At 70.7% G+C, this 24,388-nt stretch carries 24 protein-coding genes; 9 read left to right on the forward strand and 15 right to left on the reverse strand.

The window, feature by feature from the left end; all coding sequences use genetic code 11:
- Nucleotides 1–54: 54 nt before the first annotated feature.
- Entirely contained in the window at nucleotides 55–1,173 is a 1,119-nt protein-coding gene (locus ACIF83_RS29440; protein ID WP_399731345.1) for a DUF2330 domain-containing protein, read from the reverse strand.
- Between the two features lie 193 nt (nucleotides 1,174–1,366).
- Complete coding sequence (gene proP, locus ACIF83_RS29445; RefSeq protein WP_393465696.1) at nucleotides 1,367–2,746, reverse strand: glycine betaine/L-proline transporter ProP; 1,380 nt, start codon at nucleotides 2,744–2,746, stop codon at nucleotides 1,367–1,369.
- 308 nt (nucleotides 2,747–3,054) lie between these two features.
- Here proP and ACIF83_RS29450 point away from each other — a divergent pair, with 308 nt between their 5' ends.
- From ACIF83_RS29450 to ACIF83_RS29460, 3 genes are all read left to right on the forward strand, one after another.
- Complete coding sequence (locus ACIF83_RS29450) at nucleotides 3,055–3,459, forward strand: hypothetical protein (RefSeq protein WP_399731348.1); 405 nt, start codon at nucleotides 3,055–3,057, stop codon at nucleotides 3,457–3,459.
- Nucleotides 3,459–4,373, forward strand: coding sequence for a hypothetical protein (locus ACIF83_RS29455; RefSeq protein WP_393465701.1), 915 nt, complete (start codon nucleotides 3,459–3,461; stop codon nucleotides 4,371–4,373). Before ACIF83_RS29450 ends, ACIF83_RS29455 begins: the two co-directional genes overlap by 1 nt.
- Nucleotides 4,374–4,565: 192 nt before the next feature.
- A complete protein-coding gene (locus tag ACIF83_RS29460) occupies nucleotides 4,566–5,576 on the forward strand; it encodes a winged helix-turn-helix domain-containing protein (RefSeq protein WP_393465704.1) in 1,011 nt (336 codons plus the stop codon).
- Here the strand turns inward: ACIF83_RS29460 and ACIF83_RS29465 are convergent.
- Entirely contained in the window at nucleotides 5,525–5,971 is a 447-nt protein-coding gene (locus ACIF83_RS29465) for an ATP-binding protein (RefSeq protein WP_393465707.1), read from the reverse strand. The two genes, ACIF83_RS29460 and ACIF83_RS29465, sit on opposite strands and share 52 nt — an antisense overlap.
- Nucleotides 5,972–6,062: 91 nt before the next feature.
- Between ACIF83_RS29465 and ACIF83_RS29470 the strand changes: the two genes are divergently transcribed.
- Together ACIF83_RS29470 and ACIF83_RS29475 are read left to right on the forward strand one after the other, a co-directional pair.
- The gene (locus ACIF83_RS29470) at nucleotides 6,063–6,890 is read left to right on the forward strand and encodes a helix-turn-helix domain-containing protein (RefSeq protein WP_398137314.1); all 828 of its coding nucleotides are present in this window, start codon (nucleotides 6,063–6,065) and stop codon (nucleotides 6,888–6,890) included.
- Entirely contained in the window at nucleotides 6,871–7,053 is a 183-nt protein-coding gene (locus ACIF83_RS29475; protein WP_398137313.1) for a DUF397 domain-containing protein, read from the forward strand. Before ACIF83_RS29470 ends, ACIF83_RS29475 begins: the two co-directional genes overlap by 20 nt.
- A gap of 156 nt (nucleotides 7,054–7,209) precedes the next feature.
- Here ACIF83_RS29475 and ACIF83_RS29480 read toward each other — a convergent pair whose 3' ends face one another.
- Nucleotides 7,210–7,644, reverse strand: a complete 435-nt coding sequence (locus ACIF83_RS29480) for a hypothetical protein (RefSeq protein WP_399731353.1) — start codon at nucleotides 7,642–7,644, stop codon at nucleotides 7,210–7,212.
- Between the two features lie 158 nt (nucleotides 7,645–7,802).
- Nucleotides 7,803–8,972, reverse strand: a complete 1,170-nt coding sequence (locus ACIF83_RS29485; RefSeq protein ID WP_393465719.1) for a steroid 3-ketoacyl-CoA thiolase — start codon at nucleotides 8,970–8,972, stop codon at nucleotides 7,803–7,805.
- Between the two features lie 230 nt (nucleotides 8,973–9,202).
- Between ACIF83_RS29485 and ACIF83_RS29490 the strand changes: the two genes are divergently transcribed.
- Nucleotides 9,203–10,438 carry a cytochrome P450 gene (locus tag ACIF83_RS29490; protein ID WP_393465721.1) on the forward strand — a complete coding sequence of 412 codons (1,236 nt, stop codon included), beginning with the start codon at nucleotides 9,203–9,205 and terminating at the stop codon, nucleotides 10,436–10,438.
- Nucleotides 10,439–10,507: 69 nt separating this feature from the next.
- Here ACIF83_RS29490 and ACIF83_RS29495 read toward each other — a convergent pair whose 3' ends face one another.
- Nucleotides 10,508–10,939: a hypothetical protein gene (locus ACIF83_RS29495; protein WP_393465723.1), complete on the reverse strand. Its 432-nt coding sequence runs from the start codon at nucleotides 10,937–10,939 to the stop codon at nucleotides 10,508–10,510.
- Between the two features lie 344 nt (nucleotides 10,940–11,283).
- Between ACIF83_RS29495 and ACIF83_RS29500 the strand changes: the two genes are divergently transcribed.
- A complete protein-coding gene (locus ACIF83_RS29500) occupies nucleotides 11,284–11,739 on the forward strand; it encodes a hypothetical protein (protein ID WP_399731358.1) in 456 nt (151 codons plus the stop codon).
- A 29-nt stretch (nucleotides 11,740–11,768) separates the two neighbouring features.
- Here ACIF83_RS29500 and ACIF83_RS29505 read toward each other — a convergent pair whose 3' ends face one another.
- Together ACIF83_RS29505 and ACIF83_RS29510 are read right to left on the reverse strand one after the other, a co-directional pair.
- Complete coding sequence (locus ACIF83_RS29505) at nucleotides 11,769–13,028, reverse strand: hypothetical protein (protein WP_399731361.1); 1,260 nt, start codon at nucleotides 13,026–13,028, stop codon at nucleotides 11,769–11,771.
- A gap of 59 nt (nucleotides 13,029–13,087) precedes the next feature.
- Nucleotides 13,088–13,774 (reverse strand): YoaK family protein, encoded by a 687-nt coding sequence (locus tag ACIF83_RS29510; protein ID WP_399731364.1) that lies wholly within the window; start codon nucleotides 13,772–13,774, stop codon nucleotides 13,088–13,090.
- Between the two features lie 103 nt (nucleotides 13,775–13,877).
- On the opposite strand from ACIF83_RS29510, the gene ACIF83_RS29515 reads away from it, so the two are divergent.
- Nucleotides 13,878–15,131, forward strand: coding sequence for an alpha/beta hydrolase family protein (locus tag ACIF83_RS29515; RefSeq protein ID WP_399731367.1), 1,254 nt, complete (start codon nucleotides 13,878–13,880; stop codon nucleotides 15,129–15,131).
- 41 nt (nucleotides 15,132–15,172) lie between these two features.
- Here ACIF83_RS29515 and ACIF83_RS29520 read toward each other — a convergent pair whose 3' ends face one another.
- From ACIF83_RS29520 to ACIF83_RS29550, 7 genes are all read right to left on the reverse strand, one after another.
- A complete protein-coding gene (locus ACIF83_RS29520) occupies nucleotides 15,173–15,586 on the reverse strand; it encodes a transglycosylase SLT domain-containing protein (protein ID WP_094218056.1) in 414 nt (137 codons plus the stop codon).
- 337 nt (nucleotides 15,587–15,923) lie between these two features.
- Nucleotides 15,924–16,754 carry an ECF transporter S component gene (locus ACIF83_RS29525; RefSeq protein ID WP_398137305.1) on the reverse strand — a complete coding sequence of 277 codons (831 nt, stop codon included), beginning with the start codon at nucleotides 16,752–16,754 and terminating at the stop codon, nucleotides 15,924–15,926.
- Nucleotides 16,751–18,724, reverse strand: coding sequence for an ATP-binding cassette domain-containing protein (locus ACIF83_RS29530; protein ID WP_399731372.1), 1,974 nt, complete (start codon nucleotides 18,722–18,724; stop codon nucleotides 16,751–16,753). Before ACIF83_RS29530 ends, ACIF83_RS29525 begins: the two co-directional genes overlap by 4 nt.
- Nucleotides 18,721–19,890, reverse strand: coding sequence for a CbiQ family ECF transporter T component (locus tag ACIF83_RS29535; protein ID WP_399731375.1), 1,170 nt, complete (start codon nucleotides 19,888–19,890; stop codon nucleotides 18,721–18,723). Before ACIF83_RS29535 ends, ACIF83_RS29530 begins: the two co-directional genes overlap by 4 nt.
- Nucleotides 19,883–20,536: an SCO2322 family protein gene (locus tag ACIF83_RS29540; RefSeq protein ID WP_399731378.1), complete on the reverse strand. Its 654-nt coding sequence runs from the start codon at nucleotides 20,534–20,536 to the stop codon at nucleotides 19,883–19,885. The genes ACIF83_RS29535 and ACIF83_RS29540 overlap by 8 nt, the downstream gene beginning before the upstream one ends.
- The gene (locus tag ACIF83_RS29545; protein ID WP_399731381.1) at nucleotides 20,533–21,765 is read right to left on the reverse strand and encodes a prenyltransferase/squalene oxidase repeat-containing protein; all 1,233 of its coding nucleotides are present in this window, start codon (nucleotides 21,763–21,765) and stop codon (nucleotides 20,533–20,535) included. The genes ACIF83_RS29540 and ACIF83_RS29545 overlap by 4 nt, the downstream gene beginning before the upstream one ends.
- Nucleotides 21,766–22,359: 594 nt before the next feature.
- Nucleotides 22,360–23,406: a hypothetical protein gene (locus tag ACIF83_RS29550; RefSeq protein ID WP_399731383.1), complete on the reverse strand. Its 1,047-nt coding sequence runs from the start codon at nucleotides 23,404–23,406 to the stop codon at nucleotides 22,360–22,362.
- Between the two features lie 250 nt (nucleotides 23,407–23,656).
- On the opposite strand from ACIF83_RS29550, the gene ACIF83_RS29555 reads away from it, so the two are divergent.
- Nucleotides 23,657–24,298, forward strand: a complete 642-nt coding sequence (locus ACIF83_RS29555) for a helix-turn-helix domain-containing protein (protein WP_399731386.1) — start codon at nucleotides 23,657–23,659, stop codon at nucleotides 24,296–24,298.
- The last annotated feature ends 90 nt before the right edge of the window (nucleotides 24,299–24,388 follow it).

Raw genomic sequence — 24,388 nt, forward strand, 5'->3', positions numbered from 1 at the left:
CGAGTGTCCCCTCGGGTCTCTTCCCGAGGCTCCTTGGCTACACCTTGCATGGTCTCAGCCCAGCGGCACGGACGGGGGCAACGGCGGCGGGGACTGCACGGACGGCGGGGGAGTCACCGGCCGCCGCGAGCGTCGTACGACGACCAGCGCGACGACTGTGAGCGCCGCCGACAACCCCCCACCGACAGTGATCAGCCACGCCGGGATCCCGGCCACCTCGCGCAGCCGGTCCTCGTAGATCACGTTCTGAACCCGGGTGTCGACGGCCGCGCGGCGCAGCTCGTGGTCGCCGGAGATCCGGGCCGGGTCCGGGAACTGCTGGGTCAGGGCCGTCAGGTACGGCGTCCCCTCGGCGAGCCTGCCCAGCGTGCCGCCCGGCTTGTCGAGACGGCCCGCGAACACGACCTCGGGCTGCGCCCCGCCGATCGTCGTGCGGGTCTCCATACGGTGTGCGGCGAGTACGTACAGGCCGAGGGACTGCGGCGTGCGGGCCAGGCGGGACAGGCGCATCGGGTAGACCGCGCGGTCGCTGGCGAACGTGAGGTGGAGCGGGTCGAGGGCGCCGTGGAGCGGGGCGCGCGAGGCCTTCGGGGCGAGCCGTACGGCCACGTACTCCCAGTGGCGGTCGACGTACGGCTGCAGTGCGGTCTTCAGCCTCGCCGGGAAGGTGAAACCGTGCTCGTGCAGCCAGGTGTCCAGCGCGGCCGGGTCGGTCGCGGTCAGCCGGGCCACGTCGAAGGCGCCCAGCCGCTGCCGGCCGACCACGCCGACGCCGCCCGCCGCGGGGGGCGGGGCGGCGCCGACCTCGTCGCGGCTGTCGAAGGGCCAGTCACCGTTCTCCGGCCAGAAGTGGTACCGGGTGCGGTGCACCGGGGCCATCGCGGCGGCCAGCTGGTCGAAGAGGCCCGGGTCGCCGAGGCGGACCGTCGCCCGGTGCGGGACCGGCATGATCCAGGCAGCGCGGTCGGCGTCGCCGCCGACCGTCAGCCGCATGACGATCTGCTCCTGCCGGCCGTCCCAGCGCAGCACGGACTGCTCGCTGGAGACGGCGATCCGCTGCGAGGGATAGGGGACCATCGCACCGCACCCGCAGGCGTAGGCCGGCGCGATCAGCCAGCTGAGCTGGACGCCGAGGAGGGCGAGGACAACTGCGAGTATGCGGCCGCGTTTCACGGGGCTACAGACGGTGCCGGTACGTGATCGGTTCCGGCACCGGAGCCGGGCGGGGGTGGGTCCACTTACCGGCGCCGACGGGGCTGCAACTCCCCAGGGGCGCGGGGCTGTGTCGGTATGCGGCTCCGTCGTGTGGGCGCGACCAGCCCCCACGCGCCCGCAGACGAAGACCGGGCCTGCAGCCCAACGGCGCTTACCCCGCCGCTTCCACGGACGGCGCCGAACCCGGCAACGGCCGCCCCGCCGACTCCGCCATCCGCCACACCGCGAACCCACCCACAACAGCCGCGGCCATCATGTAATAAGCGGGCATCATCATGTTCCCCGTAGCACCGATCAGCGCCGTGACGACCAGCGGGGTCGTACCGCCGAACAGGGACACCGAGACGTTGAAGCCGATGGACAGGGAGCCGTAGCGCACCCGGGTCGGGAAGAGAGCGGGCAGCGCGGCCGGCATGGCCGCCGTGAAGCAGACCAGGAGCAGACCCAGCGCCCCCATGCCGAGCGCCACGGCGAGCAGGCTGCCCTCGCGGATCAGGAGCAGTGCCGGGACGGACAGCAGCAGGAAGCCCGCGCAGCCCGCCGCGATCACCGGACGGCGGCCGACCCGGTCGGTCAGCGCGCCGGCGAACGGCTGCACGATCATCATCAGCGCCATCACGCCGAGCACCACCAGCAGGCCGTGCGTCTCGTCGTACTTCAGCTCACTGGTCAGATAGCTCGGCATGTACGACAGCAGCATGTAGTCGGTGACGTTGAAGACCAGCACCAGGCCCATGCAGATCAGCAGCGCCTTCCACTGACCGGCGACCATCTCGCGCAGCGGCACCTTCGGCCGGGCGGCCTCCGCCTTCTCGACCTCGGCGGCGAACGCCGGGGTCTCCTCCAGGCGCATCCGCAGGTACAGGCCGATGATGCCCATCGGACCCGCGATCAGGAACGGGACGCGCCAGCCCCAGGAGAGCAGGTCGTCGGAGGAGAGCAGAGCGGTCATGAGGGTGACCAGACCCGCGCCGCCGATGTAGCCGGCCAGCGTGCCGAACTCCAGCCAGCTGCCGAAGAAGCCGCGCTTCTTGTCCGGCGCGTACTCGGCGATGAAGGTCGACGCGCCCGCGTACTCGCCTCCGGTGGAGAAGCCCTGCACCAGGCGGGCGGCGAGCAGCAGCAGCGGCGCTCCGACGCCGATCGTCGCGTACGACGGGATCAGGCCGATCGCGAAGGTACCCGCAGCCATCATGATCATGGTGAGGGCGAGGACCTTCTGGCGGCCCACGCGGTCGCCCAGCGGGCCGAAGACCATGCCGCCGAGCGGGCGTACCAGGAAGGCCGCGGCGAAGGCGCCGAACGTCGAGAGCAGCTGTGCGGTCGGGTTGCCGGAGGGGAAGAAGACCTTGCCCAGGGTGACCGCGATGTAGCTGTAGACACCGAAGTCGAACCACTCCATCGCGTTGCCGAGCGCGGCCGCCTTCACGGCGCGCCGGACGAGGGCGGGGTCGGTGACGGTGACGTCGGCGTGGGCCTGTGCGGCCCGCGGGGTCTTCGGATACGGGGTGACGGTTGTGGCGGTCGCCAAAACGGGGCTCGCCTGCCTTTCGACGGGGACGGGACGGAAAACGACCTTAGGAGCACTTCACCCCGTTACGTGTCGTACGCGAATCGATGCATACTGCAGCTAAACGTGCTCTACGCAGCTACGTGTGCCCGCTCCCATGGCCCTAGCCGGGCCCCGCACTGTGATCCTTGTCGCGCCCGACCGGGGCAATTCGGCACATTCGAACTCGTTCGAAACACCTGTACGCCGATCGTCGCGCTCCTGTGGAGTGTCCGTGTCGGAGCGGATCTGCCGCACCGAACACGACCACGCAAACGGGAGACAACAGCATGAAGCGCAAGTTGGGCATGGCCGTCGGTCTTTTCGCGATCTGCGCCGGAAGCGCGCTCGGCATGACGGCGCCGGCGCAGGCGGCCGGGACGGGGCCGCACGCGGGCGCCTTCATCCTCTACGAGGGCGAGGACTTCAAGCAGCGTCACGCCACCTTCCACGGCAGTGACATCGAGCTGAACAACAAGTACTGGGACGGCAGCACCTCTGCGTTCGCCCAGAACGGCGGCAGCTCGATGCGCAACGAGACCGGTGACTACGTCGGCATGTGGGACATCGGCACCAGGTGCACGGGTGTCTCGTACACGGCGAAGCCGCACAGTGAGGACTCCACCTTCCGGAACAACCCGGACGACGGCCACGGCGGCTTCGACAACAAGGCGAGCTGCGTCAAGTTCCTCTAGTGCTCCGGGCGGCGTCGGCCGCGCCGGCGCCGCCGCCTTCCTATCCGAGGCAGGGAATGACCAGATACCGGTTGGTGGGTGCGGCAGCCCTGGCCATCGTGGCCACAGGGTGCGCGGCTGCACCCGGCGAACCACCCAAGACCGTGCTCGCGTGGGCTCCTGAGCCGACAAAGGCAGTCAGAAATCTGATTCTCCCCTATGACCACTACCAGTTGTCGGTCAACGAGATCTACCTCATCGAGAGCGCGCAGGATCTGCTGACCCGGGACTGTATGAAGAAGCGCGGATACGACTGGGAGGTCATCGGCGACCGGAAGCGGTATGCCGATCTGCGCAACCGCCGCCGTTACGGGGTCATCGAAATGCCCGTCGCCCGGCAGATGGGGTACCGGGCCAATGACCGGCTGCTCGGATCCACCGATGTCACGGTGCAGAAGATGGACCGCGAGAAGCGGCTGAGCCCGGAGGCGAGAGGGGCTGCGCTGGATCCCGCCGACGGCTGCGACAAGCTGTCCTACTTGCAGCTCGCCAAGGGGAACCAGGAGGACGAGAACCTGGTGAACAACCTGAACTACCGCAGTCTCCAGGATGCGTACAAAAGCCCTCGCGTGGTCTCGGTGATGCGCAACTGGTCACGGTGTATGGCGGAGAAGGGCTACCGGTACAAGGACGTCAACGCCGTGGACTCCGACCCGCGATGGGCCAAGGGCCGCAGACCGTCGGCAGCCGAGAAGAGGGCCGCGGTGGCCGATGTGTCGTGCAAGGAGCGGTTCGGTCTGGTGAAAGTGCTGAGCGACACCGAACGGGCGATCCAGGAGCGGGGAATTCGGCAGCACAAGACGTACTTCGAGCGCTTGGCGTCAGCCAAAGAGCGCTACCTCGCGGCTGCCCGGGCCGTACTCCGTCGGCACTGACCTGGAAGACCCCTCTTCTGCATTTCAGTCCCCCTCATATCGTGACAGGGTAAGAAGCTGATCCTGGCCGGCGAGTGCTGTGTGTGAGCATGCTGGTCGGACTGTTGTTCCGTGATCCTGACCAGGTTACGGACGTATTGAACGGCAACAGGGGGATGTGTGATTTCTGTCTGTTTTGGTGCCGAGGCTCTCGTGGGCGTGAAGTTCGCGATTTCCCCTTTGGCGCAGATGTGTCTACTGCTGGACGTGGGCAGGACCGCCGGGGGTGATCGGCGGAGGATGGAAGCGCCCATTACAAGGGCCCTGGTCCGGCATGACCTGCGTCTCTTGATGGCCATCCGACGAGAAATGCACAGGCATGCGCCGGGGTTTCTGTTCGGCGGCGAGACAGAGCAGGGCTCTGTCACAGCGGAGCTGCATCGGGTGGCCTCGACACCGAGCAGTGTGGTGGCCCGTCAGATGAACAACTTCCTCAGTCGTGCCCACCCGCAGGGCCGCGCGATCTCCGTCGAGTTGCGACGGATACTGGGCGCCCTGGAAGCGGGTGAGCGCGCTTTCGTGCAGCGCCTGGCCGGGGAGCTGGACCGGTTCTGGTCGGCCGTCATGGTGGCCCGCTGGAACGAGATGCGTGCCGCGATGGAGGGAGACATACGGCACCGGGCCATGGGTATGGCCAGTACCGGCCTGCGAGCAGTCCTCGGCGCCCTGCACCCTTCCTTCTCGTACGAGTTCGGGGCGCTGCGCATCCACCACGAGCGGACCTGGCGGGTGTACGAGCCCCGGCGCATCGTGCTGCACCCGTCGCCGCTTCAGTCGTCGTGGTCGCTGAGCAACGACCCGTGGGGTGAAGGCGGCACGCACCTGGCTTATCCGGTGGGAAACCGCTCCGGACACGGCCATCGAGCGGACGAACCGGTATCCGACCCGCTCGGTGAGGTCATAGGGCAGGCGCGGCTTCTCCTCCTGTCGGACCTGGACAGCCCCCGAACCACCTCGGAGCTGGCCGAACGCCACCACATGAGCCCGTCGACCGTTTCCTACCATCTGCTTCGGCTGTACCGAGTAGGCCTGCTCCACCGGACGCGTGAGGGCAGCAAGGTCTACTACCAACAGACAGCGCAGGCCGACCGGCTTGTGGCGCGCATCGGACATCACTCCACGCCGCCCGGCCGGGGGATGCCGCTGACCGGGATCCACTCCTGACCCCTTCCGGCACCGCACTCGAACCAGACCGTCTTCCCGCCGCCGGGTCCTGGCGCCACGCCCCACTTGTCGACCACGGCATCGAGCAGGCCCAGGCCCCGCCCGCCTTCCGATTCCCGGTCCGAGTCGGCTTCCAGGCGGGGGAGTCGGGCGGAACCATCGGTCACCTCGGCCCGTACGCCCGCTGTCTGCCGTGCCACGACGAGCGTGCAGCGGCGGTCGGGCACATGCCGTACGACATTGGTGACCAGTTCGCTCACGCCCAGTTCCACGGCGAACGTCAGCTCCGTCAGCTCCCACTCGTGCAGCAGCGAGCGGACGACACGGCGGATGTGTCGCACCGAGTGCTCGCCGACGGTGAGGCTCATGCGGTAGTGGGGGATGTGGTAGTTCACGGTACGAGACTGACCTCGCGTGACTACGCTCGGCTATGGATCGGATACAACAGGTCCCGCCGTGGACCGAGTTGCGCGAGAGGGGACCGCCGTGGCCCACATCAACGCCCTCGACCCGGGAGCTTCCCCGCTCGACTACTACGGCTATGAGCTGCGCCGCTGCAGAGAAGCAGCCGGACTGACGCAGCGGCAGCTCGGGGACATCCTCAATTACACGGGGTCTCTTGTCGGCCAGATCGAGACGGCCCGGAAGTTGCCGACACCGGAGTTCAGCGAGCGGGCGGATGTGGCACTGGAGACGGGTGGGTTACTGTCCCGGCTCGTCACGCTGGTGATGAGGAGTCAACTTCCGGCGTGGTTCCAGCATGTGGCGGAGCTGGAGGCACGAGCCACTGAGATCTGCACCTTTCAGATGGGCATGGTCCATGGCCTCCTTCAGGCCGAGGCGTACGCACGGGCCACACTCGGCACGATCGACGAGACCAACCTCGACGACCGGACCGCTGTACGACTGGCACGTCAGCGCATCTTCGAGAAGGAGGAACCACCGGTCTTCTGGATGATCCTCAGCGAGGCCGCGCTGTACCAGGAGATCGGCGGTGCGGAAGCCATGCGCGGCCAACTGGCCCATCTGTTGTCCTCCGAGGGCAACCCTCGGATCAACGTCCAGATCCTGCCGTTCGCGGCAGGGGCGCATGCCGGACTGACAGGCTCGTTCAACGTCTACCGCTTCGCCGGTGACCCGACCATCGTCTATACGGAGGGCTACGGCAGTGGGCATCCGACGGCCAATCCGGACACCGTCAAGGACTGCTCGCTCCGATACGATCATCTTCAAGCCGCTGCTCTGTCCCTCAGGGACTCGGCGGAGTTGATCCGGCGCGTGATGGAGGACCGCTATGGAGAGCAACTGGCGTAAGTCCAGCTATAGCAGCGACCAGGGCGGTGATTGCGTCGAGATCGCCGAATTCCCCGGCGCCACCGTGGCCGTACGCGACTCCAAGAACCCCACGGGCCCGCGGCTCGCCTTCCAGCCCGAGGCCTTCGACGCGTTCATCGGTTGGACCACAGCGGCCGGCTGATCACTTCGCCGGCCGGGCCAGCCGTTCCTGCAGGCGGGCATGGCGGAACTGGTGCACCCGGGCCCGTCGCGTGCAGCAGGTTGCGTTCGTGGGCGTCCTTCAGGAAGGACATCATCGGTCCGTGGAACTCGTTGTGGACCGACGGGTTCGCGTCGGTCATCCCGCCGACCCGAAGTGGATCTCCTGGTGACTGTGATGGCCCACCTGGACGTTGGTGGGCCCGTGGAAGGTGTTGCCGGACATGACGGGCCCCGCGGCCTCGCCGGCCGCCGTCCCGAACTCCCGGGCGAAAAGCCGGAGTTCGCCCATCAAGTGCGTGCGCTCCGCAGCCCCGGCCTCGGTCAGCAGGTGCGCGAACTCCACGCGCCACTGCTCCGCGTGCTCCGCCCGCACCCGCTCCCGCTCGTCCTCGTCCGAGGCGGCTCGCAGGGCGGCGGCCGTGCGGTCCAGACGGTCGGCGGCCGCGCCCTCCAGAGCGGGATCGCCCCGTCCGAGGAGGAGCGCGGCCCGGTCGCTGAACCGGTGCCCCGCCGCCAGGACCGCCGCTGCTCCGGCCTGCGCCAGAGCCGTCATCTCGTCGAGCAGCGCCATGCGTAGTCCCCCCAAGTCGGATCACCCGCTACGCGCACCACGCGGTCGTCGCGCCTTCACCCCCCGGTGAAACGCCCCCCGGCGACCGCGATGCCGAGCACAGTAATCCCTCGGGTACTCTCCGTCACCGGCTTGTGGGAATACGCGGCAGTCGTCCGCTACAGCCGCTGGATGATCGTCCCGGTGGCCAGCCCACCACCCGCGCACATCGTGACCAGCGCGAACTCCTTGTCGGCGCGCTCGAGTTCGTGCAGCGCCGTGGTGATCAGCCGAGCCCCGGTCGCCCCGACCGGGTGTCCGAGCGCGATCGCACCGCCGTTCACGTTGACCTTTTCCAGGTCCTGCTCGAACACCTGGGCCCAGCTCAACACCACGGACGCGAAAGCCTCGTTGATCTCGACCAGGTCGATGTCCTTCAGGGACATGCCCGCCTTGCCGAGCACGGCCTTCGTGGCGTCGATCGGCCCGTCGAGGTGGAAGTGCGGGTCGGCACCCACCAGAGCCTGCGCCACGATCCGCGCCCTCGGCTTCAGCTTCAGGGCGCGGGCCATCCGCTTCGAGGCCCACATGATCGCGGCCGCGCCGTCCGAGATCTGCGAGGAGTTGCCGGCCGTGTGGACGGCCGTGGGCATCACCGGCTTCAGTCCGCCGAGCGCCTCCATCGACGTGTCCCGCAGCCCCTCGTCCTTGTCGACGAGCCGCCACATGCCCTGCCCGGCGTGCTGCTCCTCCTCGGTGGTGGGCACCTGCACGGCGAAGGTCTCCCGCTTGAAGCGTTCCTCCGCCCACGCGTGCGCCGCCCGCTCCTGCGAGAGCAGGCCCAGCGCGTCCACGTTCTCGCGGGTCAGACCGCGGTGTCGGGCGATCCGCTCGGCCGCCTCGAACTGGTTGGGCAGGTCGACGTTCCACTCGTCGGGGAACGGCTTTCCCGGGCCGTGCTTGGAGCCCGAGCCCAGCGGTACGCGCGACATGGCCTCGACCCCGCAGCTGATCCCCACGTCGATCACGCCCGCCGCGACCATGTTGGCCACCATGTGCGAGGCCTGCTGCGAGGAGCCGCACTGGCAGTCGACGGTCGTCGCCGCGGTCTCGTACGGCAGCCCCATGGCCAGCCAGGCGGTGCGCGCGGGGTTCATGGACTGCTCGCCGGCATGGGTGACCGTGCCGCCGACGATCTGCTCGACCGCGTCGGCGGGGATGCCGGTGCGGCCGAGGAGTTCACGGTAGGTCTCGCCCAGGAGATAGGCGGGATGCAGATTGGCGAGCGCGCCGCCGCGCTTGCCGATGGGGGTGCGTACGGCTTCGACGATCACGGGTTCGGCGGCCATGGGTGCGGGTCCTCTCCGAGAGGGCTCTCCTCCAGAACTGGTACGCGTTCTAGTTCTCTGTGCAGTCTGCTGACGTGATGTCCATCACCGCAAGGGTCTTGCAGGTGCCGAAGTCGCGATCTGCACGAACTCCGCACGGATTGGGGGTGCCGTGCCCCTTGCCAGTTTTAGAACCCGTTACTACGTTCACGACACTTGTTGATGGACCGTCAGATGGCTGGGAGTCGCCCATGCACTGCCCCGCGCTGCCCGACGGGTTCGACTTCACCGACCCCGACCTGCTGCACCACCGTGTGCCCTTCCCGGAGTTCGCCGAGCTGCGCCGCACCGAGCCGGTCCGCTGGATCCCGCAGCCGCACGGCCTGGCGGGCTTCGCCGACGACGGCTACTGGGCCGTGACCCGGCACGCGGACGTCAAGTACGTCTCCACGCACCCCGAGATCTTCTCCTCGACCCTCAACACCGCGATCATCCGCTTCAACGAGCACATCGAACGCGACGCGATCGACGCCCAGCGGCTGATCCTGCTGAACATGGACCCGCCCGAGCACACCCGGGTGCGCCAGATCGTGCAGCGCGGATTCACGCCCCGCTCCATCCGCGCCCTGGAGGAGCGCCTGCGGGCGCGCGCCGGGGCGATCGTCGAGGCGGCCCGCGCCCGCTCCGGGCCCTTCGACTTCGTCACCGAGGTCGCCTGCGAACTGCCCCTGCAGGCCATCGCCGAGCTGATCGGCGTACCGCAGGAGGACCGGTCCAAGATCTTCGACTGGTCCAACAAGATGATCGCCTACGACGACCCCGAGTACGCGATCACCGAGGAGGTCGGTGCGCAGTCGGCCACCGAGATCATCGCCTACGCGATGAACATGGCCGCCGAGCGCAAGCAGTGTCCGGCCCACGACATCGTGACGACACTGGTGGCCGCGGAGGACGAAGGCAACCTGAACTCCGACGAGTTCGGCTTCTTCGTGCTGATGCTGGCGGTGGCGGGCAACGAGACGACCCGCAACGCCATCACCCACGGCATGCACGCCTTCCTCACCCACCCCGAGCAGTGGGACCTCTTCAAGCGTGAGCGCCCGGCGACGACGGCCGAGGAGATCGTCCGCTGGGCGACCCCGGTCAACTCCTTCCAGCGCACGGCCACCCAGGACACGGAACTCGGCGGAGTGCACATCAGGAAGGGCGACCGGGTCGGCCTCTTCTACGCCTCCGCCAACCACGACCCGGAGGTCTTCGCCTCGCCCGACGCCTTCGACATCACCCGCGACCCCAACCCCCACCTCGGCTTCGGCGGTGGCGGCCCCCACTTCTGCCTCGGCAAGTCCCTGGCGGTCCTGGAGATCGACCTCATCTTCACCGCGATAGCCGACGCCATGCCGGACCTCCGCCTGGTCGGCGACCCCCGTCGGCTGCGCTCGGCCTGGATCAACGGCGTCAAGGAACTCCAGGTCACCACGGCCTGACCCACCGATCGGGGCCGACGGCTCCCGGCGCCGCCGGCCCACCCCGAGGGAGGCAGGAACACCTCGTCCCTATGCCCGGTTCCTGCCTCCCCCGAGGTCGGGGTGCGGCGAGACGCGCGGAGTCGTCGGCCTTCTGGGCCGGGGCTCGGCATCGCCGAGGTCGTAGACGGCTCCGGACTCACGGCGCGGTGTGCTCACGAGCAGCCAGCCGACGATCCGCCCCCGCGTGTCCCGGACCTGCCAGGGATCGGAACCCGCCCCCCAGTACACCCGCTGCTCGGAGCGTTCTCCGGGAGCGAGCCGACCGCTCATGTCGTGGCAGCCATGCCCACGACTGTCGCCGCACTCGAACAGGACGGCCGGGGTGCCGGTGCCGTTGACGAAGACGACCGAGCTGAAGTTGCTGGGGTCCGTGGGATCCAGGCCCCCCGGATCGCAGGCACTCAGAACCAGCGCGGCGAGCGCTGCGAGCGGCCAGGCTCTGCGCGGACAAGTACCCAAGTTCAAACTCCCGTTCGGTAACAACGCTAGAGTCTGGGCCCGATGGATCGCCCGGGGGTGGCGATCCCGGTCACAGGGGGAGTGTGCACGTGGGGAACCGGGCGGCGAGACACGGGGTGCTCGTCATGATCGCGGCTGTTCTGGTCGCAGGGTGTGGGGACGGGCAGGGGCGGCCGAGCGCGACCGAGACGGCCCGAGCGCGGGCCTCTCATGCCGCGGATGGAGCGCCGCTGAGCGTTCGGCAGCTCAAGGCCCTCGCCTTCCACGAGGGAGAAGTGCCTCAGGTGCGCGGTGGTCAGGTTCCGTTCGAGCCGGAGGCCGGCGGGGGCAGGACGTTCCCTCCGGTGTCGGATCCGGAGTGCCAGGTCGTGATCGACGCCCGTGACGCGAAGGGGTCGTTCGCCCGGATCTCGCAGATCTTCAACTGGAAGAACAGCATCTGGCCGGGGAACTCGACCCTCGCGTCCTATGAGGGCGGCAAGGCGAACACGGCCTTCGGGCGTCTTCGGAGTGGTCTGAAGACCTGCCGGTCCTACACCGGCACCGGCTGGGTCGGCCCGTACAAGGCGGAGTTGACACCCGAGAAGGCACCCCGCCTGGGGGACGAAGCCGTGCGTTACCGGCTCGCCATCCCCATGCCGGAGGACAAACGGCTCAACCAGTACGACTACACCGTGGTCCGGGTGGGTTCCGTCGTCGTCACCTTCAAGGCACAGGACCTCGGCAAGCACGCCTCGTTCCCGGCCGACCTGATCCGCAAGCAGGTCGAGCGGCTGAGCGCCGCGCAGCGGAAACGCTGAAGTCAGCACAGCCTTCCGGAGGTGGTCGGCTACAGGACCGCCTCCGTGGGTCCGCTGACCAGATAGGTGAATCCATACTTCTCCCGTTCCTGATCCCATTCGGAAAAGGTCGGTTCCGTCTGCTCTCCTCCCGGAGTCTCCAGATCGGCGACCAGTGGTTTGGCGGGGGTACTGTTCTCCTTGCCCAGTACCCACCACACAGTGATATGCCTGGACCTTCTCGTGAAGTTCAGGATCTGATTGCTGTAATGGACGGGCACCTGGTACCTGATGTAGTCGGAACCGGCGTCCGCCCCCGCGTAGTCCGTGACCCACTTGGGAATTATTTCTCTCTTGCCGGACCATGAGTAATAGGTGGTCGGGGCGGTGCTGTACGTCATTCTGTCCTTCCTCAGCAAATAAGCCTCGCTTGTGATCTGGACAGCCCGGAACGTCTTGGTGGGCAATTCGATGATTTTCTCTTGTGTGGATTTTTCGCCCGGATTCAAATCGTAAATGCCGGGCGTCTGGAGCAATCCGATGCTGACGGTGTAAGTCTGCTGCTTGTCGGCGTACGTATGTAGATCGGTCAATGCGTCGGTGTCTATGTCCTTCTCCCACTGCTTCAGGTCTCTGGGGTTCTCGTAGGCCGACTTCCAGTCGACCCCGGTGAGCGAGTAGCTCGCCCCGACCACGTACGCGCCTACCTTGCCGGTGTTCTCCAACTCGAACGTCACCGGCACATACGTGGTGTTCTCGTCCTTGTGAATGCTTCCGATCTTCGCGGACATGACGACCGTCATGGGCGACGAATAGGGCTCGTAGATCTGCGAGTAGACGAAGTTGGCGGCGGTGATGAGTGCAGTGAAGGAGACAATGGCCGCGAAGTTGCGTCGAAAAGTGATTTCCCGCCACGCTTGCCGGCGATGAAGGAGATCCCAGAGTGCCCAGCACGCCCACACCACGAGGCCGAGCCAGAGCCAGAGCCAGTGCGTGTACTCCCCGATCTGAACCGTCAGAAGGAGTAGACCGGCGCCCAGTACGGCCAGTGCTCCGAAGAGAGTGATCGCGGTCGTGTATTTCGTTCCGCGTCCGAGGAGCCTGTCCACGACGACGCAGACGGCCGCGACGAGGGCCGTCAGTCCCGCGGCGACCAGAAGGCCCCCGGCAAGCCGGCCGGCGTAGGACAGTGCATGAATGATGTCCTGCCGTCCCAAACAGATGAGCACGGCTGAAGCCGCGACGAGGCCGGCGATCATGAGGGCGCCGGATATCTTTCCGCGGAGGTGCGCGGGAGGTCTGAGTCCCATGACGCCATGCTCATGCCCTGCATCTCGGTGTGCCCGGGTTACTACTCCGAACAGTCGAGCTATTCCCGGCCCGACGCCACCACGGCCAGCACCCCCGACAGTGCCGCCGCGATCAACAGGGGGATGCCCAGGCCGTGGTGGAGGACCAGCCAGGCGCCCAGGGCGGCGCCCGCGAGCATCGCGATCACCGACGCCGTGCGGCGCGGGGAGCGGTGGCCCGTGGCGTCGCCGAGGCGGGACTCGGAGGCCAGGCCGGTCAGGGTCATGGTGAGGACCGTGGTCGTCAGGTCGGGGATGCCCAGTTTGCGGACCGTCGCGTTGCGCAGACCCATCGCGAACGCGGTGAGAGCGATGAGCGCGTAGCGGGTGCCGGCCGTGTCCGGCCAGGCGAAGGCCACCACCGCCGACGCGCCGACCAGGAGTGTTTCCGCCGCCAGGGTCAGCCGGGCCCACTTGCGCCGCGAGCCCTTGCCGTGCCGGGCCGCCACCCGGCCGCCGGCCACCGCGCCCAGCAGGAAGGCCGCCAGCGAGGTCGCGGTGTGCGGGACGGAGAAGCCGGGAGCGCCGGCCGCCGCGAAGCCGAGCACCACCACGTTGCCGGTCATGTTGGCCGTGAAGACCCGGCCCAGGCCCAGATAGCTGACCGCGTCGATCAGGCCGCTGACCACGGTCAGCACCAGGAGCACGACCACCAGCCGCACCCCCCGCGCCTCCGGGTCGGGCAGGGGCGGTGACGGCGTCGTCATGCTTCCTCCGGTCAGCCGGACGGGCAGGGTGGTGACAGGTCCACCACGGGCGCGGGGGACTCTCGGATGTCCCGGCGAAGCGTGCGTCCGTAGCGTTCGGAACATGACAGAAGACACGCGCAAATCAGTGGAAAAGCAGCCCAGTTGGCGTATGCGGAAGATGGGTGCGGCCGCGGCTGTCGCGCTGCTCGCCGGTATGGCCGCCGCTCCGGCCGCCGTCGCCGGGCCGCGCGGCGACCGTCGGGGAGAGGTGGTGTCCGTCGTGCCGGTCGCCCGGCACAGCCGTGCCGAGGTCGCCCGCGGCCTGAAGGAGCTTCAGGTGGGGACCGACTCGCTGAGGTACGGCGTCCGCGCGTACCGGGTGACGTACCGCACCGTCGACCCGTACGGGCGGCCCACCACCGCGACCGGTCTGCTCACCCTGCCCGAGGGCGGCGGGCGCACCCTGGACCTCGTCTCCGACACGCACGGGACCATGACCGACCGCGCCTACGCACCCTCCGTCGCGGAGGACGCGCGGGCGCAGTCGTACCTCTTCGCCTCGGCCGGACATGCCGTCGCCGCGCCCGACTACCTGGGGCTGGGCAAGGGGCCGGGCCGCCATCCGTACATGGACACACGGTCCGCCGTCACCGCCTCCGTCGACATGCTGCGGGCGGCCCGGACGGCGGCGGGGCGACTCGGGCGCACGGTGAACGGGGATCTGTACGCGACCGGCTTCTCGCAGGGCGGGCAGGTCGCGATGGCCGTGGGGCGGGCGGTGCAGCACGGGGACGCGCCCGGATTCCGACTGAAGGCGCTGGCGCCGGTGGCGGGGCCGTACGACCTGGCGGGTACCGAGGTGCCCGCGCTCACGGACGGGCGGGTCAACGACATCAGCGGAGTGCTCTCCATCTCCTACTTCCTCGTCGCACAGAACCGGCTGCACCCCATATACAAGGATCCGTCCGAGGTGTTCCGGGCGCCGTACGCGGACCGGGTCGAGGGACTCTTCGACGGGCGGCACGAGGAGGAGGACATCGTCCGGCAGCTCGCCCCGAACGTGCGGGACCTGCTGACGGACGACTTCTACCGGCAGCTCACCCGGCCGACGGGCGGCTTCCGCGAGGCGCTGCGGGCCAACGACCACACCTGCGACTGGAAGCCCGATGTGCCGGTGCGGCTGTATGCCGGCGACAACGACACCGACGTGCCGATCGGCAACGCCCGGACATGCGCGCGCACCCTCGCCGAGCAGGGGGCGAGGGTGCGGGTGCTGGATATGGGGCCCGTCGACCACGGAGGGTCGTACCGGGCGGCGCTGGCCGGCATCGCGCGCTTCTTCGGCGGCGCGGCGGCCTGGCGCGGGGTGGCCTGAGGCCGGGTGGCCTGGGGCCGGGGGGCCGGGAGCCGGGTGGCTCAGTACCAGCCGTTGGCCTGCCAGAAGCTCCAGGCCTGGACCGGGCTGCCGTAGCGGGAGTTCATGTAGTCCAGACCCCACTTGATCTGGGTGGCCGGGTTGGTCTTCCAGTCGGAACCGGCGGCGGACATCTTCGAGCCCGGCAGGGCCTGGACCAGGCCGTAGGCGCCGGAGGAGCTGTTGGTGGCGGCGGGGTTCCAGCCGCTCTCGTGCTCGACGATCTTGCTGAAGGCGTTGAACTGCGCGGCGTCCGGGATCATCTTGTGCGCGATCGCCTGGGCGGAGGAGGCCTGGGTCGTGGCGGCCTGGGCGGGCGCCGCGGTCAGGGCCAGACCGGCGGTGGCGGCGGCCACGGCGGCGGCGGTGAGGGCCTTCTTCGGGGAAGCGATGCGGCGGATGAAGGAGACGGACACGGAGAACCTCTTACGTCGGGGACAAGGAATCGCCTGTATGTCGCAGCCCCGGTGTGGGGGCCTGCCGCATACGTCGGCGCCGCGACCCGTTCGGGCTCGTGGCGCCTGGCGACGTCCTCAACAGAACCAGGCTCGGGGCGGGTCCGCAATGACCCCTTTTACTAGTTGTGGCCGGATCGGGGGGAAAGGTCGTTTGTGTGGCGTGGGTCTCAAAGTGCAGGTCAGAAGGGGTGCACTAAGGGATTAATCGGACATAACGAACAACGATCCCGGATCGTAGGTGACCTGCGTCATGTGGGGTGCTTCACCGGGGAGCTGACGGTCCGGATGCGACCCCTCACTCAGCGGGTGCGTCGAATGTGACCGCGGTCTCGAAAGCGGCACGCCTGGTGGCTCGGCGGAGCGCGCGCAGCAGCGCCGGACCGAGAACCAGGGTCAGGACGACCGTGCAGACCGCCCGGCCCAGGTCCCAGCCCATGGAGGTGGTCAGGCAGTAGGCGACGAACCGGGCCAGGTTGGCGCGGACCGTCCCGTCCGGGTCGAAGGCGATGTTCGAGGTCAGGGCACCCATGAAGGGCCAGCCGGCCAGGTTCATGACCGTGCCGTAGGCGAAGGCCGCGAAGAAGCCGTAGCCCGCCAGCAGGAGCCGCTCGCCCCGGCCGCGCAGCCTGACCTGGCCCGGGAGGAGCCCGGCGCCCATGGTGAACCAGCCCATCGCCAGCATCTGGAACGGCATCCACGGGCCGACCCCGCCCGTCAGCAGCGCGGACGCGAACATCGTCACCGAGCCGAGTACGAAGCCGAAGCCGGGGCCGAGCACCCGCCCGCTCAGCACCATCAGGAAGAACATGGGCTCGATCCCGGCCGTGCCCGCGCCGACCGGGCGCAGCGCCGCCCCGGTCGCGGCCAGCACGCCCACCATCGCGACGGCCTTCGGGCCGAGACCGGACTCGGAGATCGTCGCCGACACGACCGCGACCAGCAGGATCAGCAGGCCCGCGAACAGCCAGGGCGCGTCCTCGGCGTGCGCGCCGATCTGCGAGCCGGGCGGGGCGAGGAAGGGCCAGAAGAAGCCGGCCACGCCGACCGCGCTGACCAGGAACAGGGCGGCTAGGGAGCGGGGGCCGAGCCGGACGGCGCGGACCCGGGCCCGCGAGGTGGCGGTCATGCCAGCACCTCCCGGACCTCGGCGACGGTCAGCCAGGGCTGCGGGGCCAGGATCTTGGTGACCTGCGGGGCGAAGGAGGGGGAGGAGACCACGATCTCCGCCGTCGGGCCGTCGGCGATCACCTCGCCGTCGGCGAGCAGGACCACCCGGTGCGCGATCTCCGCCGCCAGCTCCACGTCGTGCGTGGCCAGCACGATCGCGTGTCCCTCGGCGGCCAGCTCCCGCAGCACGGTGACCAGGCGGGCCTTGGCCGCGTAGTCCAGGCCCCGGGTCGGCTCGTCGAGCAGAAGAAGGGGAGGCCGGGCGGTGAGTACGACCGCCAGGGCGAGCGCCAGACGCTGGCCCTCGGAGAGGTCGCGGGGGTGGGTGTCGTCCGTGATGCCCGGCAGCAGCTCGGAGACCAGGGCCCGGCAGGTGCCGGGCGCGGCGCCCGCGTCCCGGTCGGCGGCCGTGCACTCGGCGGCCACCGTGTCCGCGTACAACAGGTCCCGCGGCTCCTGCGGCACGAGACCGACCCGGCGCACGAGGTCCCGGGGCGCAGTCCGATGCGGTACGGCCCCGCCGACGCGGACGGAACCGGCGGTGGGCTCCACCAGCCCGACGAGGGAGCCGAGCAGCGTGGACTTCCCGGCGCCGTTGCGCCCCATCAGCGCGACCGTCTCACCGGGGGCCACGGTCAGGTCGATGTGCCGCAGCGCCGTGATCCCGCCCCGGCGGACGGCCAGCGAGCGGACCTCGGCGATCTGCGGGGGAGTGGCGGAGACGGGGGCTGCCGCCCGGCGGAAGAGTCGGCGCCGGGGGGAAGGGAGCGGGGTGTGGCGGGTTTCGGGGGCGGAGGTCGGCTTGGGCAGGCGTGCTTCTGCAAGGGGGGTCGGCCCGGGCGGCTGTGTTTCGGAGGTGGGTGCGTGCCTGCTCGGCCGGGGTCCGGCGGCGGGCGCTGCCGTGCTCGGCCGGCCCTTCGTGGCGGGTGCTGTCGCGTTCGGCTGGTCCTTGGTGGCGGGTGCTGCCGTGCTCGGCCGGCCCTTGGTGGCGGGTGCTGTCGCGTTCGGCTGGTCCTTGGTGGCGGGCGCGGGCGCACTCGGCCGGTCCTCGGTGGCGGGTGCCGGTCTGCTCGGTGGCTCGCCGGTGGGCGGTGTCGCGCGGGTCTGCTGGGCCTGGATCAGCCGTTCCCGCAGGTCAGCGGCCTGGCGGCGGGCGTTCCGCACGGTCAGTGGCAGCGGGGTCCAGCCTGCCAGGCGGCCCAGGTCCACCACCGGTGGGTACACCGGGGAGACGGACATCACCTCGGCCGGGTCACCGTACAACGGGGCGGCGCCGGGGGAGGGCAGCAGCACGACCCGGTCGGCGTACTGGATCACGCGCTCCAGGCGGTGCTCGGCCAGCAGGACCGTCGTGCCCAGGTCGTGGACCAGGCGCTGCAGGACCGCCAGGACCTCTTCCGCGGCGGCCGGGTCGAGCGCCGAGGTCGGCTCGTCGAGGACCAGCACCCGCGGGTGCGGGGTGAGGACCGAGCCGATCGCGACCCGCTGCCGCTGTCCGCCGGAGAGCGTGGCGATCGGGCGGGCGCGCAGGTCGGCCAGGCCCAGGAGGTCCAGCGTCTCCTCCACCCGGCGCCGCATCACCTCCGGAGCGAGCCCCAGCGACTCCATGCCGTAGGCGAGTTCGTCCTCCACCGTGTCCGTCACGAAGTGCGCGAGCGGGTCCTGCCCCACCGTGCCGACCACGTCCGCGAGTTCGCGCGGCTTGTGGGTCCTGGTGTCCCGGCCGGCCACCGTGACACGGCCGCGCAGGGTGCCGCCGGTGAAGTGCGGGACCAGCCCGCTGACCGCGCCCAGCACCGTCGACTTGCCCACCCCGGACGGGCCGACGAGCAGCACGAGTTCGCCCTCGGGGACTTCGAAGTCCACGCCCCGGACGGTCGGTTCGGCCGCGCCCTCGTAGGTGACGCTGACCTCCTCGAAGCGGATCACGACGGCTCCTCGGGGTCCTGGGGTTCCTTGGGGACGATGAAGGCGGGCAGCAGGGCCAGCAGGACCGCGGCCGCGGGCCACAGGGGCAGGGTGGGGGCCACCAGGGGTACGACGCCGGGGTGCAGCGCGTCCGGGTCGCGCGCGGAGGCGAGCGCGAGCAGCGCGGCGACCGCGGCGCCCGAGCCCGCGACCAGCCATGCGTGAACACCCCACGGTTCCGGGCGGTACCGGGTGCGCGGGGTGCGGCGGCCGCCGAGGCGCAGGCCCGCGAGCGCGGCGACGACCCCGGCCCCCAGCACCGGCAGTCCGTACGTGCCGCCCTCCGCGGTGAGCAGCCCGTACGTCCCCGCGCACACGCCGAGCAGGCCGCCGAGGGTGAGTGCGGACGTCGTACGGCGCACCCGGGCGGGGACGGCGGCGGTACGGCCGTAGCCGCGGGCGTCCATCGCGGCGGCGAGGGCGACCGAACGCTCCAACGCGCCCTCCAGGACCGGCAGCCCGACCTGGAGCAGGCCCCGTACCCCGCGGTCCGGGCGGCCGCGCAGCCGGCGGGCGGCGCGCAGCCGCTGGACGTCGGCGATCAGGTGCGGCGCGAAGGTGAGCGCGACGACCACGGCCACGCCGATCTCGTACAGGGCACCGGGCAGGGACTTGAGCAGACGCGCCGGGGCGGCCAGGGCGTTGGCGGCGCCGACACAGATGAGGAGGGCGGCGAGCTTCAGGCCGTTGTAGCCGGCGAAGAGCAGCGCTTCCGCGGTGACGTCACCGCCGAGCTGGATGCCCTGCGCCCAGTGGGGGAGGGGCACTTCGGGGAAGGCGAGCACGACGTGCGTTCCGGGGACGGGGGAGCCGAGGACGACCGTGAACGCGAGGCGGATCAGCAGCACCGCGACGGCGAGCTTGGCGAAGGCGGCGTAGGAACGGGCCCAGGGCGCGCTGGAGCGGTGGGTGGCCACCACGTAGCCCGCCGCGGCTATGAGGAGGCCGAGGAGGAGCGGGTTGGTGGTCCGGGTGGCGGCCGTACCGAGCCCGAGGGACCAGAGCCACCAGGCGCCGGGGTGGAGCGGGGCCACCCGCGCCCCGAGGAGGCGCGGGCCGGATCGATGTGCGGCTCCGCCGCGTGGGCGCGACCGGCCACCACCGGCCCGCACCCGCGGACTACGCATTCCTGCGCCGCCGGGCCTGCCACACCGCCGCCCCGCCCAGGAGGACGACCGCGCCCACGCCGATCGGCAGACCGAGGGAGGGGTCGCTGTCCTTCTGCCGGGGTTCCTCGTCGGCAGCCGCCGGCTTCTTCTGCGTGCTGTCGGCAGACACCTGCTCCCCGCACCCCTTGCGGGGATACCCGGCGATCGCGCACAACAGGGCGTTGGTGTCGTAGCGGAGCGGCTTCGCGGTGGCTGCCAGGGCCTCGGCCGTCGTCGCGTCGGGGGAGACGCGCGCGCAGGCCGAACGGCGGGTGGGCGGGGTCTCGCCGGACGGGGCGTCCGCGGGCGTGCCGAAGTCGATGACGAGGGCGACCCGCTTCGTACCCGCCTTCGCGGGTGTCCCCGCGCAGATCGTGGCGAAGTCCGCCGTGCCGCGCGGCCGGCTCGCGTCCGCGGAGTCCTCGCTCACCGCGAAGCGGAAGCCCTGGACCGCGCCGTCGTCGGGACGCGCGGTCGACGGGCCCTGGGTGGCGTACGTCCAGCGGCCGCCGTCCCGCTCCCAGAACGACCAGTAGCGGTAACCGGTGGCGTGCGCCTGGGCGGCACCGGCGACGAGGACGAGAGCGGCGGCCGGCAGGGCCGCGGCACGGCGGACGGCGGTCACAGCTGCTGCCGCTTCCGGCGGCCGCTGAGCAGGATGCCGATGCCGACGCCGAAGACGAGACCGGCACCGACGATCCACCAGACACCGATGCCCGAGTCGTGCTCGGCGCGCTTGCCGGGCTCGGCGGTGCGGGCGGCCTTCTGCGGCGCCGGGCCCGTCGCGTCGAGCGCCTGCACCAGGTCCGTGCCGCCGAAGTCGTGCGGGTCGTCACCCATCGCGTGCGCGGCGAAGACCAGCTCGGCGTAGGCGGCCGGGCCGCTCTGCTCCGCCCACTTCACCGCGTTCTTCTCCAGCCAGGCGTACGGCTTCTTCGCCTGGCGCATCCAGCCGTTCGCGGCGAGCGCGACGACCGAGTCCGCCGTGTTGCCGTAGTCGGGCTGGTCCTTGGCCCCGGGCAGGGCGGACTTCAGGTACCCGTCGGGGTTCATGGCCTCCCCCAGGTAGGCGGAGCCGTTGCTCGCCACCTCCGCCGGGGTGAGCTGCTTGTCGGAGTTGGCGCAGATGTAGCCCTGCTTCGGGGCCTTCCCGGCCTTCGGCGCGAACCCCTTGCCGAGCGCGCCCAGCACGCCGGCCGCCGTCGCGTCCGCGTTGGCGGCCAGCTTGCCCTTCTTGTCCGGCTGGTAGGCGAGCGCTCCGCCCCCGGTGCCGTCGCACGGCAGGGACCACTTGGCCAGCAGGTCGTACGGGTTCTTGCCGTTGAGGTGCAGCTCGGCGATGTCCTGGCCGGCCGCGGCGAACGCGCCGACGACGACGCCGGTGGAGTTGGTGTCGCTCGGGGCGCCGGACGAGTAGCCCCAGCCGCCGTCCTTGTTCTGCAGCGTCGTCAGCCAGACCAGGGCCTTGCGGACCTCGGCGTCGTGACCGCCGACCGCCTGCAGCGCCTGGACGGCGGCGGCCGTGCTGTTGGTGTCGGGCTGGACGCCGCCCTTGCCCTCGCAGGGCTTGGTGGTGTCGGCCCGGAACGCGGCGAAGCCGCCCTTGTCGCACTGCTGCCCGACCAGCCAGTCGACGGCCGAGTCGGCCGGGCGGTAGCCGAGCGTCCGCTGGGCGAGCAGGGCGAGCGACTGGCGCCAGACTCCGTCGTACGTGGGGTCGGTCTTGCCGAACAGCCCGGCCGGGATCGTCACCTTCGGGGGCGCGGACGGGGACGGGCCGGCGGCCATGGCGGGTGCGGCGGCTGCCAGCACACCTACGGCGGCGAGAGCCGCTGCACTGCGGCGGACGTTCATGGTCGGCGACTGCCTCTCCTGCTGGGAACCGGCAGCGCACGGGAACACCCGGGCGGCTCGGCTCCGTAAACCTCGACGGTGCCGTGCGCTGCGGGTCGCCGCGCACGCGAGCCGGTCAACGTCCCGTGCGGGGCAGTCCGGCTCACCGTCCGGGGGCGGGCGGTTCACGATTGGGGTATCCCCTGCTCGAGCGAAGTCGAGAGCTTGGGGAAGGGTCAGCGCCGGAATTGCACCGGCTTCCCCCCGTACGGGTGTGATGACGACGACGCCACTTTACCGGCAGCCGTGCGCGGCCCGAGGGGTGGCTGTGGGCACACGGAGACGGTGACCGGGGTCACGGTCGGGGCGGCTGCGGGGAGAGTGCGGGAGGCGGCGCGCCCGGCCGACGGGCATGGGGTCGAAGGGGTGTGGCTGCCACGGGTGTTGGCCCGCTGAGCGGCCTCGGGGAAGTGAGGCACGCCCCCGCGCCGCCCGGCACGGCACCTCGCCGCACTGCCGCATCACCCAAGTACGTCCAGTACGAGGGCGATGCCGCAGCACGCCGATGCGCCGCACCGGACGACGCGGAAACGCACCCCACTTCCCCGAGACCGCTCAGGCCGCGTACGGCCGGGCCGGCGGGGTGACGGCCACGGTCAGGTGGCGGGCCATGCGGCGCAGGGTGTTCGCGCAGTCCGTCGGGGTCTCGCCCTCCGCCACCCAGTGCGCGAGGCGGTCTTCGGGGTCCGCGTGGGCGGCCGCCGTGACGTGGTCGCCGGGCTGCCGGGTGAGGACCATGCGTTCGGCGGACGGCTCGTACGCGGCGGCCGGGTCCATGTCCAGGTGGGTCAGCCGGCCCGTCGTGGCCGGGTAGGCGAACTGGATCGAAGCCGCCCGCTGCCGGGTCGGCGCCACGTCCGGGAGCCGGCCGACGGCCAGAGCGGCGGCGGCCCGGGCGAGGTCGACGCCGGTGGCCCGCTCGACCAGCAGCGGGATCAGATCGCCGGGCAGGTGCGGGACGACGTCCGTGACGCGGGGGCCGCGGGCAGTGAGCCGCAGGCCGATGTGGGCGACGGTGTGCGTGAGACCGAGCGCGCGCACGGTCCGCTCCACCGTCTGCCGCAGGAAGCGGTTGTGCAGCAGCCCGTCGTGGGCGTGCACGCAGTGCCGCAGCGGCTGCCGGGCGGGCGGTGGGCCCGGTGCCGTACGTGTCAGTGCGGCGATGCGGACCTCGTCGTCCAGGACGACGGTCTCGGCGCGGACGAGCGGGGCCTCGGCGTCCTCCCGGCCGGCCGGGGCAATCCCGTGCCGGGCGAGCAGCAGCTGCGACGCGGTCGGGTCGGCACAGGCGGCGGCCGTCTCGTACGGGATGCCGGGCAGGCCCAGCCGGGCCGCGATGCGTGCGGCGGCGGGCAGGTACTCCCTGGTCCAGGTCAGTACGCCGCTCACCCGGTGCCGTAATGCGTAGTGCGCGACCGCCTCCGCGGTGGCCGCCTCCTGGCCGGGGTCCGCGGCGATGTGGCCGGCCAGGTACGGGCGTGCCCAGACGGGCGGGAACGGGTCGACCAGCACCACCGGGTGGACCGCCGCGATCCGCTCCAGTGGGTACGCGTCGTACGCGGCCCGGTGGCTCACTCCGAGGAGTAGGACGGCATGCGGCATCGGAGGCTCACCTTCGTGGGGAGAAGGCGGACAGAGGTACGCCCCGGATGCTGCTCCCCCATAGGCAGCACCCGAGGCGGGTCGATCTTGCTCTCTGTGCCCCGATCCTCACCCACCGCACCCTCAACTGTCAACGATTGCTGCCTAATTCCGCAGCGGGGGTTGTCACGTCTGGTCGGCGCACGGGCGACCGGGTAGCCTCGCGTCAGCTCAGCCACGGATACGGACGACACGCCCAGGGGGGACCTCGGTGAGTGACGCCTACGCCCCGCTGGCCGACGCACTCGACCGTCTCGGCGAGCTGACCGGCCGGCCCGGCCGGCTGCCGGAGGTCCTGGACGTCGCCGGCCTCTCCCACCGCACCGGCATCCCGGTCGGCGTCGTCGTCGAGCTGCTCTCGGGCGGCCGGGCGCCGGAGGGCTGCCTGGCCCAACGGGTGCGGCAGCGCCTGGACTTCATCCGCGAGACCCGGCGCCGGCCCGACGGCAAGCGGTACTCGCTGGACGAGCTGGCCCGGATCGCCGGAACCAGCCGGCAGTGGCTGAGCGAGTGGCGCAAGAGCGGTATGCCGAGCCTCGAACACACCGACCGGCTGCGCAGGTTCTTCGGTCTGCCCGCGGGCTTCTTCACCGCGGACGAACAGGAGGCGCTGCACGAGGCGTTGCGGCCGGTGCTGCAGGTCCTGGAGGCGGAGGCGGACCCGTTGCTGCGGCTCAGGGAGAGCGGGCTGGTCCGGCTGGCCGCGCGGGCCCCGCAGATGAACGCGCGCCAGCTGGCCACGCTCGCGGACCTGGCGGAGATGATCATCACGTCCGAGCAGGCCGAGGGCGCCGGGGAGGCGACGGCCGGGGACGCGAAGGGCGCGGACCTGAGGGGCGCCGGGCGTGCCTGATGTGCTTCCGGCCGTAACTGATCCAGATCTGGCCGTAAATGATCGTTGCGGGTGCGGGAACGCGCCGTTACCGTCTTTCCCGCCTTATGG

It is taken from the genome of Streptomyces sp. NPDC085866, assembly GCF_044541035.1.
In the GTDB taxonomy this organism is placed as follows: Bacteria; Actinomycetota; Actinomycetes; order Streptomycetales; family Streptomycetaceae; genus Streptomyces.